The organism is Acidovorax radicis N35 (genome assembly GCF_000204195.1).
Classification (GTDB): Bacteria; Pseudomonadota; Gammaproteobacteria; order Burkholderiales; family Burkholderiaceae_C; genus Acidovorax; species Acidovorax radicis.
In genome coordinates, this window is the sequence record NZ_AFBG01000018.1 from 132,509 (window position 1) to 145,899 (window position 13,391).

At 64.4% G+C, this 13,391-nt stretch carries 13 protein-coding genes; 2 read left to right on the forward strand and 11 right to left on the reverse strand.

The window, feature by feature from the left end:
* Nucleotides 1–29: 29 nt before the first annotated feature.
* Both ARADN35_RS0106160 and ARADN35_RS0106165 read left to right on the forward strand, forming a co-directional pair.
* Nucleotides 30–1,118, forward strand: coding sequence for a tartrate dehydrogenase (locus ARADN35_RS0106160; protein WP_010460175.1), 1,089 nt, complete (start codon nt 30–32; stop codon nt 1,116–1,118).
* A gap of 95 nt (nt 1,119–1,213) precedes the next feature.
* Nucleotides 1,214–2,683, forward strand: a complete 1,470-nt coding sequence (locus tag ARADN35_RS0106165) for an NAD-dependent succinate-semialdehyde dehydrogenase (protein ID WP_010460177.1) — start codon at nt 1,214–1,216, stop codon at nt 2,681–2,683.
* Between the two features lie 28 nt (nt 2,684–2,711).
* On the opposite strand, the gene ARADN35_RS0106170 is transcribed toward ARADN35_RS0106165, so the two are convergent.
* The 11 genes from ARADN35_RS0106170 to ARADN35_RS0106220 form a co-directional block, all read right to left on the reverse strand.
* On the reverse strand, nt 2,712–4,472 hold the full coding sequence (locus ARADN35_RS0106170) for a phosphoethanolamine transferase (RefSeq protein WP_010460178.1): 1,761 nt from the start codon (nt 4,470–4,472) through the stop codon (nt 2,712–2,714).
* Nucleotides 4,473–4,603: 131 nt separating this feature from the next.
* On the reverse strand, nt 4,604–5,458 hold the full coding sequence (fghA, locus tag ARADN35_RS0106175; protein WP_010460180.1) for an S-formylglutathione hydrolase: 855 nt from the start codon (nt 5,456–5,458) through the stop codon (nt 4,604–4,606).
* Between the two features lie 90 nt (nt 5,459–5,548).
* Nucleotides 5,549–6,664 carry an S-(hydroxymethyl)glutathione dehydrogenase/class III alcohol dehydrogenase gene (locus ARADN35_RS0106180; RefSeq protein WP_010460181.1) on the reverse strand — a complete coding sequence of 372 codons (1,116 nt, stop codon included), beginning with the start codon at nt 6,662–6,664 and terminating at the stop codon, nt 5,549–5,551.
* Nucleotides 6,665–6,703: 39 nt separating this feature from the next.
* Nucleotides 6,704–6,970 carry a metal/formaldehyde-sensitive transcriptional repressor gene (locus ARADN35_RS0106185; RefSeq protein WP_010460183.1) on the reverse strand — a complete coding sequence of 89 codons (267 nt, stop codon included), beginning with the start codon at nt 6,968–6,970 and terminating at the stop codon, nt 6,704–6,706.
* 274 nt (nt 6,971–7,244) lie between these two features.
* Nucleotides 7,245–8,555, reverse strand: coding sequence for a citrate synthase (locus ARADN35_RS0106190; protein ID WP_010460185.1), 1,311 nt, complete (start codon nt 8,553–8,555; stop codon nt 7,245–7,247).
* 63 nt (nt 8,556–8,618) lie between these two features.
* Nucleotides 8,619–8,945 carry an FAD assembly factor SdhE gene (locus ARADN35_RS0106195; protein ID WP_010460187.1) on the reverse strand — a complete coding sequence of 109 codons (327 nt, stop codon included), beginning with the start codon at nt 8,943–8,945 and terminating at the stop codon, nt 8,619–8,621.
* 31 nt (nt 8,946–8,976) lie between these two features.
* Complete coding sequence (locus ARADN35_RS0106200) at nt 8,977–9,681, reverse strand: succinate dehydrogenase iron-sulfur subunit (RefSeq protein ID WP_010460189.1); 705 nt, start codon at nt 9,679–9,681, stop codon at nt 8,977–8,979.
* A 25-nt stretch (nt 9,682–9,706) separates the two neighbouring features.
* Nucleotides 9,707–11,515, reverse strand: a complete 1,809-nt coding sequence (sdhA, locus tag ARADN35_RS0106205; RefSeq protein ID WP_010460190.1) for a succinate dehydrogenase flavoprotein subunit — start codon at nt 11,513–11,515, stop codon at nt 9,707–9,709.
* Between the two features lie 25 nt (nt 11,516–11,540).
* Nucleotides 11,541–11,906, reverse strand: a complete 366-nt coding sequence (gene sdhD, locus ARADN35_RS0106210; protein ID WP_010460192.1) for a succinate dehydrogenase, hydrophobic membrane anchor protein — start codon at nt 11,904–11,906, stop codon at nt 11,541–11,543.
* A gap of 63 nt (nt 11,907–11,969) precedes the next feature.
* Entirely contained in the window at nt 11,970–12,404 is a 435-nt protein-coding gene (gene sdhC / locus ARADN35_RS0106215) for a succinate dehydrogenase, cytochrome b556 subunit (RefSeq protein WP_010460194.1), read from the reverse strand.
* 133 nt (nt 12,405–12,537) lie between these two features.
* Nucleotides 12,538–13,326, reverse strand: a complete 789-nt coding sequence (locus ARADN35_RS0106220) for a GntR family transcriptional regulator (RefSeq protein WP_010460196.1) — start codon at nt 13,324–13,326, stop codon at nt 12,538–12,540.
* Nucleotides 13,327–13,391 lie beyond the last annotated feature (65 nt).

Below are 13,391 nucleotides of genomic sequence, written 5' to 3' on the forward strand. Positions count from 1 at the left end.
CTTCATTGAGAACGAAGAAGGAAAAATCCATGATCCCCGCGTTCCGCATTGCAGTCATTGCCGGAGACGGCATAGGCAAGGAAGTGATGCCCGAAGGCCTGCGCGTGGTGCAAGCCGCCGCAGCACGCTTTGGCTTCGAACTCGAATGCCACACCTTCGAATGGGCCAGCTGCGACTACTACGCCACCCACGGCCAGATGATGCCCGACGACTGGAAAGCCCAGCTCTCGGGCATGGACGCCATCTTCTTTGGCGCCGTGGGCTGGCCCGCCACCGTGCCCGACCATGTGTCCCTGTGGGGGTCTCTCCTCAAATTCCGCCGCGAGTTCGACCAGTACATCAACCTGCGCCCCGTGCGCCTGTTCGAGGGCGTGCCCTGCCCCCTGGCCGGCCGCAAGCCCGGCGACATCGACTACTACGTGGTGCGCGAGAACACCGAGGGCGAGTACACGTCCCTGGGCGGCATCATGTACGAAGGCACCGACCGCGAGATCGTGATCCAGGAATCGGTCTACTCCCGCCACGGGGCCAACCGCCTCTTGAAGTTCGCCTTCGATCTGGCCCAGAGCCGCCCCAAGAAACACGTCACCCTGGCCACCAAGAGCAACGGCATCGCCATCAGCATGCCCTGGTGGGATCAGAGGGCGGACGATGTGGCCAAGGACTACCCCGAGGTCACGCTGGACAAGCAGCACATCGACATCCTCACCGCCCGCTTTGTGCTGCAGCCGGGCCGCTTTGACGTGGTGGCCGCCACCAACCTGTTTGGCGACATCCTCTCCGACCTGGGTCCGGCCACCACCGGCACCATTGGCCTGGCGCCATCGGCCAACCTGAACCCCGAGCGCCACTTCCCCAGCCTGTTCGAGCCCGTGCATGGCTCGGCGCCGGACATCTACGGCAAGAACATCGCCAACCCGATTGCCATGATCTGGTCCGGCGCGCTGATGCTGGACTTCCTCACCCAGGGCCAGGGGGCGGGCAGGTTGGCGCACGATGCCATCGTGGCGGCGATTGAAGACACCCTCAAGAGCGGGCCGCGCACGCCGGACCTGGGGGGCACGGCCAGCACCACGCAGGTGGGACAGGCCATTGCACAGCGGGTGGCCAACGGCTAGGCCGGTGGTGCGCCATTGCTCCTAAAAATATAGCTACTCGCGCATGATGGATAAGCGCTAGAAGCCATTTTTGTTCAAATTTTTACCTTCCCGCCATGTCCCTGACCCTCACCCGTTCCGACTTGATCCGCAGCGCCAACTTCATCGCTGGCGAATGGACCGTGGCCACCGGCGCCCGGCTTGACGTGACCGACCCCGCCACCGGCGACACCATCGCTTCCGTGCCCGACTCCGGTGCTGCCGAGGCGCTGGCGGCCCTGGACGCTGCACACGCCGCATTCCCCGCGTGGCGCAAGGTGCCTGCCAAGCAGCGTGCCGCCATCATCAAGCGCTGGAACGACCTGGTGCTGGCCCACCAGGACGACCTGGGCAAGCTCATCTCGCGCGAGCAGGGCAAACCCCTGGCCGAGGGCAAGGGCGAAGTGGCCTATGCGGCCAGCTACATCGAATGGTTTGGCGAAGAGGCCACGCGCATGAACGGCGAGGTCATTCCCGCCCCGGTGCCGGGCCGCCGCATGTTTGCGCTCAAGGAGCCCGTGGGCGTGGTGGCGGCCATCACGCCCTGGAACTTTCCGGCGGCGATGATCGCGCGCAAGATCGCCCCGGCCTTGGCGGCCGGCTGCACCGTGGTGTGCAAGCCCGCTGAAGACACCCCGCTGACTTCGCTGGCCCTGGTGCTGCTGGCGCACGAGGCCGGGGTGCCGCCGGGTGTGCTCAACATCGTCACCGCTTCACGCCAGAACACGCCCGCCGTGGTGGATGTGTGGCTCGACGACAGCCGCGTGCGCAAGATCACCTTCACGGGCTCCACCCCTGTGGGCAAGCATCTGGCGCGCCGCAGTGCGGACACGCTCAAGAAGCTGTCGCTAGAACTGGGTGGCAATGCGCCCTTCATTGTGTTTGACGACGCGGATGTGGATGCGGCCGTGGACGGTTTCATGGCCGCCAAGTTCAGGAACGGCGGCCAGACCTGCGTGTGCCCCAACCGGGTGTTTGTGCAGCGCAATGTGTTCGATGCGTTTGCCACCCGGCTCACGGCCCGCGTGGCGGCGCTGAAGGTGGGCCCGGCGAGCGACCCGGCCTCCCAGATCGGCCCCATGATCAACGACCGCGCGGTGGAGAAGATCGAGCGCCATGTGAATGACGCCGTGGCCAAGGGGGCGAAGGTTTTCACGGGTGGCAAGCGCCTGGCCGAACTCGGTGCTACCTACTACGCACCCACCGTGCTCACCGGCGCGGACGCCACCATGGCCTGTGCCTGCGAAGAGACTTTTGGCCCCGTGGCACCGCTGACCGTGTTTGACGACGAGGCCGAAGTCATCGCCGCCGCCAACGACACGCCGTTTGGCCTGGCGGCCTACTTCTACAGCCAGAACGTGCGCCGCATCTGGCGCGTGGCAGACGCGCTGGAGTCCGGCATCGTGGGCATCAACGAAGGGGCGCTGGCCGCAGAGGCCGCGCCGTTTGGCGGGGTGAAGGAGTCGGGCTATGGGCGCGAAGGCTCAACGCATGGGCTGGACGACTACCTGCACACCAAATATGTCTGCCAGGGACAGCTCGATTGACGTTCGTCGGGCGTTGCAGAACCGGTTTTCAAGCGGGCTGTGCAATGGGTTTTGCAACGGGCTTGGCGGCCGCTTCAGCCGCCAAGCCGCGGCACAGGGCGAGCATGTCCAGGTCGGGGTTGTAGGCGCCCGTTTTTACATCCATGAGGCCCAGTACCGAGTGAAAGTAGTGGTCGTGCGTGACGCGCCGTTCGGCCAGGTCCCGCTGCAGGCAGGCCGTGGGTGCGCCTGTGCGCGCCTGCATGGCAGGCGACAGCCAGGTGATCCAGGGCACATGTTTTTGCACGTCGGGCGCAATGCTGTAGGGCAGGCCGTGCAGGTAGAGGTTGTTCTCGCCCAGTGATTCGCCGTGGTCTGCTACATAAACCATAGCTGTCTGCGCTTTATCTTCATGCGCTGAGAGCCATTTGAGCACCGAGTCGAGGAAAAAGTCCGTCTCGAGGATGCTGTTGTCATAGGCGTTCACCACCTGCTGGCGCTCGCATTCCTGCAACGCGGTCGAGGTGCACTCGGGCAGGAATTTCTTGAGGTCCTGCGCAGAGCGTTTGGAATACGCCGGTCCGTGGCTGCCGATCTGGTGCAGCACCACCACGGTGCCGCGCTGGCGTTGTTCGGCGGGCAGTGCGGCTATGCGCGCATCCAGGTCTTTCAGCATCACGCGGTCCAGGCATTCGCCGCTGGTGGGGCACAGGGCGGGGTCTTTCAGCGTGGATGTGTTGACGTCGCCAAGGCGGTCGCACACGCCCTTGCAGCCGGACTGGTTGTCCACCCACAGCACGGCCAGGCCCGCATGGTGCAGCACGTCGATCAGGCTCTCGAAGTTGGCGGCGCGCGCCTCGTAGCCCGTGCGACCCAGGTGCGAGAACATGCAGGGCACGGATGCGGCGGTGCTGGTGCCGCACGACCAGGCGTTGCGGGCGCTGATGAGGTCGGCGCGGGCCGCGAGCAGCGGTGTGGTGTTGCGTTCGTAGCCGTTGATGCCGAAGTTGCCGCTGCGACCGGTTTCGCCCAGCACCAGCACCAGCAGCGGGGGCTTGGCCTGGCCTGCATAGCTGGCGCCCAGCTGCGCATCGCGCCCCAGGGGCAGCAGCTTGCTGGTGTCCATGCGCAGGGGCTTGGTGGCGATGTTGCCCAGCGCGTACACGCTGTTGAGCGGGTTGATGAGGTAGCGCAGCTTGGTGTGGTTGCGCATGGTGGAGGCGAAGTCCTGGAACACCAGCAGCAGGCACACCACGATGATGGCGATGGAGCCCGCCAGCAGCAGCCCGTTGTGCGCCGCGTGGCGCAGCGGGCTCAGCCGCTGCACGCGGCGGCGCAGCAGCCACAAGAGCGGAGGCACCGCCAGCGCCAGCACGGTGGCCAGCATGCGTGCGTTGAGCAGGTCGCCTGCCTCGTGCACATCGGTTTGCAGCACGTTGGTGAGCATGCTGGCGTCGATGGCCACCCCGTAGGCCAGCATGAAATACGCGCCGAACGCAGCCATGACCACCAGCACGGCGGCGGCAGGCTTGAGCGTCCAGCGCCAGGCCAGCAGGGTGAGCAGTGCGGCATTGCCGGCGGCCACGATGAGCGCAAACGCGATCGCAAAGCCCCAGCCGCGCAGGCTGCCCTGGCCGGGCAACTGCGCCACTTCGCGCCACAGCGGCACGTTGCAGGCCGTGGCCAGCCAGGTGCTGATGAGCACCACCACCCAGGCGGGGTGCAGGGCGCGTGTTGCGGTGGAAGCAGGCTGGGGCGGGGCGCCCGTGGCCAGGTGGGGAAGCAGCAGGCGCTGCAGGATCAAAGGCATGGGGCGCACTGTGGCGCCCGAGGCTTAAGGCCGCATTAACATTTGCTCAGAATTGGGGGAACTGAGGCCCCGCAGAGCCCTGCCGCCCTTGAAGGGGGCCCGATCTGCCGGCTGTTGGTGGGCCAGCCAGCCTATGCCAAGGCAGCAGCGTGGTGCTGCAGGTGGTCGGCCACGAAGCTCTGCACAAAGTAGTAGCCGTGGTCGTAGCCCGCGTGGCGGCGCAGGCTGAGTGGCTGGCCGATGGCCTGGCAGGCGGCTTCGAACAGGTGCGGATGCAGTTGCTCGGCCAGAAACTTGTCGGAGAGGCCCTGGTCGATGAGGATGCCCGCAGGGTAGGGCGCGACCGGCTGGTGCTGCATGAGCACCGTGGCGTCGTGCTCGATCCATCCCGTGCGGTCTGCGCCCAGGTAGCCTGTGAAGGCTTTCTCGCCCCACGGACACTGGGTGGGCGCGCAGATGGGGGCAAAGGCCGACAGGCTCTGGAATCGGCCCGGATGGCGCAGCGCCAGCGTGAGCGCGCCATGCCCGCCCATCGAGTGGCCGGTGATACCCAGGCGGGTGCCGTCGATGGGCAATTGGGCCGAGACCAGCGGCAGCAGCTCCTTCAGAAGGTAGCTCTCCATGCGCCAGTGGGTGCGCCACGGCGTTTGCGTGGCGTCCAGATAGAAGCCCGCGCCCACGCCGAAGTCCCAGCTGTCGGCCTCGCCCGGCGCGTTGGCCCCGCGCGGGCTGGTGTCGGGTGCGATGAGTGCGAGGCCCAGTTCGGCGGCCAGGCGCTGGGCGCCGGCCTTGACCATGAAGGTTTCTTCGGTGCAGGTCAGCCCCGCCAGGAAGAGCAGGGCGGGCACGGGACCTTGCTGCGCCTGCGGGGGCAGGAACACCGAGAACTTCATCGGCAGCCCGATCTCGGTGGAGGCGTGCTGGTAGAAGCGCTGCTCGCCGCCGAAGCAGGCGTGGCTGCTGAGGAGTTCCAGGGAGGTGGTCATGGTGGGTGCTCTGAAATGAATAGCTGTTGGCGCTTGTTGTACAAGCGCTGGAGGCTGTTTTTGCCTCAAACGCCCGTCCGCTGTGCAGGTTCAGGCCGCGTACTTGACCACGGAGCGGATGGACTTGCCTTCGTGCATCAAATCAAACGCTTCGTTGATGTCCTTGAGGCCCATGGTGTGGGTCACGAAGGGCTCCAACTGGATCTTGCCCGCCATCGCGTCTTCGACCATGCCGGGCAGCTCGCTGCGGCCCTTGACGCCGCCAAACGCCGTGCCCAGCCACTTGCGGCCGGTGACGAGCTGGAAGGGGCGGGTGCTGATCTCTTGCCCCGCCCCGGCCACGCCGATGATGACCGACTGGCCCCAGCCGCGGTGCGCGCATTCCAGCGCCGCGCGCATCACGTTGACGTTGCCGATGCACTCAAAGCTGTGGTCCACGCCCCAGGTGGTCATCTCGACGATGACCTGCTGGATCGGCTTGTCGAAGTCCTTCGGGTTCACGCAGTCGGTGGCGCCAAAGGTGCGGGCCAGGTCGAACTTGGAGGGGTTGGTGTCCACGGCGATGATGCGGCCCGCCTTGGCCAGCTTGGCACCCTGGATCACGGCCAGACCAATGCCGCCGAGGCCAAACACGGCCACCGTGTCGCCCTCTTGCACCTTGGCGGTGTTCTTCACCGCGCCCAGGCCCGTGGTCACGCCGCAGCCCAGCAGGCAGACCTGCTCGGGGTTGGCCTGGGGGTTGATCTTGGCGAGCGACACCTCGGCCACCACGGTGTATTCGCTGAAGGTGCTGCAGCCCATGTAGTGGTAGATCGGCTGGCCGTTGTAGCTGAAACGGGTGGTGCCGTCGGGCATCACGCCCTTGCCCTGCGTTGCGCGCACGGCCACGCACAGGTTGGTCTTGCCGCTCTTGCAGAACAGGCATTCGCCGCATTCGGCGGTGTACAGCGGAATCACATGGTCGCCCGGCTTCACGCTGGTCACGCCTTCGCCCACTTCCACCACGATGCCGGCGCCTTCATGGCCCAGCACGACGGGGAACAGGCCTTCGGGGTCGTCACCGCTGAGCGTGAAGGCGTCGGTGTGGCACACACCGGTGTCGGTGATCTTGATGAGCACTTCGCCCTTCTTGGGGGGGGCCACGTCGATTTCGACGATCTGCAGGGGTTCTCCGGCTTTGAAGGCGACGGCGGCGCGGGATTTCATGGGGTGGTCCTTTCAGTCAATCGGTAGGGGGTGGGCTGCCTATTTGAGGTACGAGCGCAGTAGCGACAGTGTTTCGTCCACGGCCTGCTGCGATGGCGCAGGCTTTTCCGCCAGGATCTCGCGCACATGGCTGTCCAGCAGGTCGGCCATCAGCCCGTGCACGGCGCCGCGCATGGCGGCGAGCTGCTGCAGGATGGGGGCGCATTCGCTGCCGGCTTCCACGGCACGCTCCAGTGCCTCGGCCTGGCCTTTGATGCGGCGCAATCGGGTGACGGCGCGTTGCTTGTCTTCAGCGGTGTGGGGCATGGGGAACAGGGGTGTCAGGCTGGCGCTCGGCGCTTGTTGTCTGCGGGTGTTGAGTGTACTGGGGTGTAGTATAGATCGATGGTGCTCATAGATAAAGCGCTAGCGGCCATAAATTCCTATTTACTAGGGGGTAGTATGGATTGATCTGGTCCTTGAGACTGACTCCCAGGGGCCGCAAAATTGCCCACTGCGAGCCGATTCGCCATGAAAAAAGCCCGCAGGCACTGCCTGCGGGCTTTGTGGGTGCGGTGGACGGCGCGGGGCGCCGTGCCGATCAGCGCTTGGCCAGTGGCGGCACGTCGCGGCGCTCGGAGCCGGTGAACAGCTGGCGTGGGCGGCCGATCTTGTACTCGGGGTCGCCGATCATTTCGTTGAGCTGGGCGATCCAGCCCACGGTGCGGGCCAGGCTGAAGATGCCGGTGAACAGGTTCACAGGGATGCCGATGGCGCGCTGCACGATGCCGGAGTAGAAGTCCACGTTCGGGTAGAGCTTGCGCTGCACGAAGTAGTCGTCTTCCAGGGCGATCTTTTCCAGTTCCTTGGCCAGCTTGAACAGGGGGTCGTTTTCCAGGCCCAGTTCGGCCAGCACTTCATTGCAAGTCTCTTGCATGAGCTTGGCACGCGGGTCGTAGTTCTTGTACACGCGGTGGCCAAAGCCCATCAGCTTGACGCCGGAGTTCTTGTCCTTGACCTGCTTGATGAAGTCGCCGATCTTTTCCACGCCGCCTTGGGCCTGGATGTCGTACAGCATGTTCAGGGCAGCTTCGTTGGCGCCACCGTGGGCGGGGCCCCACAGGCAGGCCACGCCAGCTGCGATGGCGGCAAACGGGTTGGTGCCGGACGAGCCGCACAGGCGCACGGTGGAGGTCGATGCGTTCTGCTCGTGGTCTGCGTGCAGGATGAAGATGCGGTCCAGCGCGCGTTCCAGCACGGGGTTGACCTTGTACTCTTCGCAGGGCGTGCCGAACATCATGCGCAGGAAGTTGCCGGCGTAGGACAGGTTGTTCTGCGGGTACATGTAGGGCTGGCCCACACCGTACTTGTATGCCATGGCCACCAGGGTGGGCATCTTGGCGATCAGGCGGATGGCTGCGATCTCGCGGTGCTGCGGATTGTTGATGTCCGTGCTGTCGTGGTAGAAGGCCGACAGGGCGCCGACCAGGCCGGTCAGCACCGCCATCGGGTGCGCGTCACGGCGGAAGCCACGCAGGAAGAACTGCATCTGCTCGTTGACCATGGTGTGGTTGGTCACGCGGCTGGTGAAGTCGGTCTTCTGGGCTTCGTTGGGCAGGTCACCGTACAGCAGCAGGTGGCAGGTTTCCAGGAAGTCGCAGTTTTGCGCCAACTGCTCAATGGGGTAGCCGCGGTACAGCAGTTCGCCCTTGTCGCCATCGATGTACGTGATGGCCGACTGGGTGGCTGCCGTCGACAGGAAGCCCGGGTCGTAGGTGAACATGCCCGTCTGCGCATACAGCTTGCGGATGTCGATGACGTCCGGGCCGATGGTGCCCTGGTAGACCGGCAGGTCCACGCTGGGGCCGCCGTTACTGAACGACAGGGTGGCTTTGTTGTCAGCTAGCTTCATTGTTACTTTCCTTGGGTGGGTTGCCGATGATGATCCGGTCTTGGGGCATGCAGACGGGGGGTATCAGGCGTGAACCGCCAGAGCACCGCCACTTTGTCGGAGCATGCCAAGCACTTCGCGCGCTTCTTCCGTGTCTTGCTCGCCTGCGGGCTCACGCCGCCGCAGCAGCAGGTCCAGCAGGTCGTTGTCCGCCAGGTCCATGAGCTCGCGCATGCCCTGCGCATGGCGCTGGGTCAGCATGGGCTCGTAGCGGGCGAAGAACTGTTCGATGAACAGATCGTTCTCCAGCAGGCCGCGCCGGCAGCGCCAGTGCAGCTTGCTCAATTCACGCTCGTCCAGCAGCGGCGAGGCTGCTGCTGGGGCAAGGGATATGGTGAAAAGGTTTTCCATGGCTGGCCTGGCGTTGCAGTGCAGATCGGGGTCAGACGGCGCGGCGCACCATCAGTTCCTTGATCTTGCCGATGGCCTTGGTGGGGTTCAGGCCCTTGGGGCACACGTCCACACAGTTCATGATGGTGTGGCAGCGGAACAGGCGGTACGGGTCTTCCAGATTGTCCAAGCGCTGGGCCGTGGCGTCATCGCGGCTGTCGGCGATGAAGCGGTAGGCCTGCAGCAGGCCGGCAGGGCCCACGAACTTGTCAGGGTTCCACCAGAAGCTGGGGCAGCTCGTGGAGCAGCTGGCGCACAGAATGCACTCGTACAGGCCGTTGAGCTCGTCGCGCTCTTCGGGGGACTGCAGGCGTTCGCGGTCCGGGGCCAGTTCTTCGTTGATCAGGTAGGGCTTGATCGAGTTGTACTGCTTGAAGAACTGCGTCATGTCCACGATCAGGTCGCGGATGACTGGCAGGCCGGGCAGGGGCTTCAGAACAATGGTGCCCTTCAGGGTGTTCATGTTCGTCAGGCAGGCCAGACCGTTCTTGCCGTTGATGTTCATGGCGTCCGAGCCGCAGACGCCTTCGCGGCACGAGCGGCGGAACGACAGCGTGGGGTCTTGTTCCTTGAGCTTGACCAGTGCGTCCAGCAGCATGCGCTCATGGCCGTCGAGTTCGATCTCGATGGTCTGCATGTAGGGCTTGGCGTCCTTGTCCGGGTCGTAGCGGTAGATTTGGAATGTGCGTTTTTGCATGGTTCTTCTCTCGTGGGGCTACTGTTTAGAACGTACGGACCTTGGGGGGCACGCTGTCCACCGTCAGGGGCTTGAGGTTGACCGGCTTGTAATCGAGGCGGCTGCCTTCGCTGTACCACAGGGTGTGCTTCATCCACTCCTTGTCATTGCGGCCCAGCGGGAACTCTGCATGGTCTGCAGGGTGCTCGTAGTCATACACAGTGTGGGCGCCACGGCATTCCTTGCGGGCAGCGGCCGAGACCATGGTGGCCTGCGCGACTTCGATCAGGTTGTCTACTTCCAGTGCTTCGATGCGGGCGGTGTTGAACACCTTGGACTTGTCCTTCAGGGTCACGCTGCCCACGCGGCTGCGGATCTCGGCGATCTTCTGCACGCCTTCGTCCATGCTGACCTGGGTGCGGAACACGCCAGCGTGCTGCTGCATGGTGGCGCGGATGTCGCCCGCCAGGTTCTGTGCGTAGATGCCTTCGTTCGACTTGTCGAGCTGGTTCAGGCGCTCCAGGGTGCGGTCGGCCGCATCCTTGGGCAGGGGCTTGTGTTCCTTGTTCTTGTTGTTGAACTCGACGATGTGGCGGCCAGCGGCCTTGCCAAACACCAGCAGGTCCAGCAGCGAGTTGGTGCCCAGGCGGTTGGCACCGTGCACCGACACGCAGGCGCATTCGCCCACCGCGTACAGGCCGTTCACCACGGAGTTGTTGATGCCATTGGCCTGCGTTACCACCTGGCCATTGATGTTGGTCGGCACGCCGCCCATCTGGTAGTGGATGGTGGGCACGACGGGGATCGGTTCCTTGGTGATGTCCACATTGGCGAAGTTGACGCCAATCTCGTACACCGACGGCAGGCGCTTGTGGATGGTGTCCGCGCCCAGGTGGTCGAGCTTGAGCAGCACGTAGTCCTTGTTGGGACCGCAGCCACGGCCTTCCTTGATTTCCTGGTCCATCGAGCGGGACACGAAGTCGCGCGGTGCCAGGTCCTTCAGGGTGGGCGCGTAGCGCTCCATGAAGCGCTCGCCATTGCTGTTGAGCAGGATGGCGCCTTCGCCACGGCAGCCTTCGGTCAGCAGCACGCCAGCGCCGGCCACGCCGGTGGGGTGGAACTGCCAGAATTCCATGTCCTGCAGCGCGATGCCAGCACGTGCCGCCATGCCCAGGCCGTCACCGGTGTTGATGAAGGCGTTGGTCGATGCCGCAAAGATGCGGCCCGCACCGCCGGTGGCCAGCAGCACGGTCTTGGCTTCCAGGATGTACAGGTCGCCAGTTTCCATTTCCAGGGCGGTCACGCCCACCACGTCGCCGTCGGCGTCGCGGATCAGGTCCAGGGCCATCCATTCGACGAAGAAATTCGTCTTGGCCTTCACGTTCTGCTGGTACAGAGTGTGCAGCATGGCGTGGCCGGTGCGGTCAGCGGCGGCGCAAGCGCGTTGCACGGGCTTTTCGCCGTAATTGGCCGTGTGGCCGCCAAAGGGGCGCTGGTAGATGGTGCCGTCGGGGTTGCGGTCGAACGGCATGCCGAAGTGTTCCAGCTCATACACGACCTTGGGTGCTTCGCGGCACATGAACTCGATGGCGTCCTGGTCGCCCAGCCAGTCGGAGCCCTTGATGGTGTCGTAGAAGTGGTAGTGCCAGTTGTCCTCGGACATGTTGCCCAGGGATGCGCTCACGCCGCCCTGTGCCGCCACGGTGTGCGAACGGGTGGGGAACACCTTGGACAGCGAGGCCACGTTCAGGCCTGCGCGGGAGAGTTCAAGCGCGGCACGCATGCCGGAGCCGCCTGCGCCGACGATGACGACGTCGAACTTGCGCTTGGTGATGTTAGCGTTGGTGTAGCTCATTATTTTTTGCCTTCAGTCGTGGGATTCAGAGACGCCACAGAACCTGGATACCCCAGCCAGCACAGCCGACCAGCCAGACGATGCTGAACACCTGCAGCGCCAGGCGCAGGCCCACGGGCTTGATGTAGTCCATCAAGACTTCACGCAGGCCGATCCAGGCGTGCCAGGCCAGCGCAATGATCACGGAGAAGGTCAACACCTTCATCCACTGGGCCGAGAAGATGCCGGCCCATTTGTCGTAGCCGATGGGGCCCTTGGAAAAAATGACCTGGGCCAGCAGGGCCAGGGTGAACAGGGCCATCAGAATGGCCGTGACGCGCTGGCTGAGCCAGTCGCGCAGGCCATAGTGGGCGCCGACGACGACGCGCTTGGAACCGTAATTGACGGACATGGGAATTTCCTCTCGTTCTTCGGTGGACACTGCCTGGCAGCAGCCACCGTTTTTATGGGTTGATCAGTACAGGCCGAAGAGCTTGGCGCCCAGCACCAGGGCCAGCGTGATGCTGATCGCGAGCACCGCCAGGGCCGAGGTCTTGCCGAATTCCTTGTTCACTGCGCTGTGGCTCACATCCATCCACAAGTGGCGCAGGCCGGCGGTGAAGTGGTGCAGGTAGGACCAGATCAATGCCAGTGCCACCAGCTTGATGAACCAGCCGGGCACGAAGCCGATGCCGATATTGAAGGCCGCCGTGAACCTGGCGAACGAGATTTCGGACGACACCGAGGTGTCGAACATCCAGATGATGAAAGGCAGCAGCAGGAACATGATCAGCCCGCTGCCGCGGTGCAGGATCGAAACCCACGCTGCAGGCGTCATGCGGTAGGTGGTCAGGTCCTTGAAGGCATTGATGTTGCGGAATTCAGGCCGTTTTTTGGCGAGTTCTGTCATGTTGTGTGCTTTCGTGGATGTAACTGCTTTGTAATTTGAAGATGCAAAGAACGCAAAATTCTATTGCAACGCAACAAGAAGAGTTTGCTCTAGCCCCAATGTTCTACGTTTCCGCTCGGTTGCCAGGGTGGTGTCAGCTCAATTCGTTACGGTAGTGGTGGGTGTCGGTCAGGTACAGGCCGCGCCGTAACTCCATCGGAACGTCGTTGTAGGTGTAGGCAATGCGTTCCACGCTCAGCAGCGGCGTGGCCTGCGGGATCTGCAGCATGGCCGCCTGTTCGGCGTCAGGCAGCACGGCGCGTATTTTCTCCTCGGCGCGCACCATGCGCACGCCGAAATCGAGCTCGAACATGGCGTACGTGGGGCCCTGGTAGTTCGCCAGCTGGTCTGCCGTCAGCCCTTTGAAAGCCTGGCCGGGCAGCCAGATGTCCTCGAGGATGGTGGGCACGCCCGCAAACGATAGAACCCGCCGTGCCTGGACCACCGGATCGGCACTGCGCAGCGCCAGCGCACGCGCCACGTCGGCGCTGGCACGCATGCGCCGGCAGTCGATCACCTGGCGCTGTGCGGGACCCTCCACGCGGACGTCGCCGGTGTCGGGCATGAGCTTGAGGAAGCGGTACTGCACATGCTGCTCGGCATGGGTGGCCACGAAGGTCCCCTTGCCCTGGCGCCGCATCACGAGGTTTTCGGCCGCCAACTCGTCGATGGCCTTGCGCACCGTGCCCTGGCTCACCCGAAAGCGGGCGGCCAGCTCCATCTCGCTGGGGATCGATTCACCGGGTTTCCATTCACCCTGCTGCAGGCTCTGCAGGATGAGCCCCTTGATTTGCTGGTACAGCGGGCTGAACGCGGGCGTGGCAGAGCCTGCGCCCGCCGAAGGCTGCGCAGGGTTGTCGGCGTTGAGCGGAAGCGAGGACATGGCGATCGGGAAAAAGGCGGGCCGCACACGAGGTGATGTGCGGGCTGTGTCAGGGTGTCAATCAT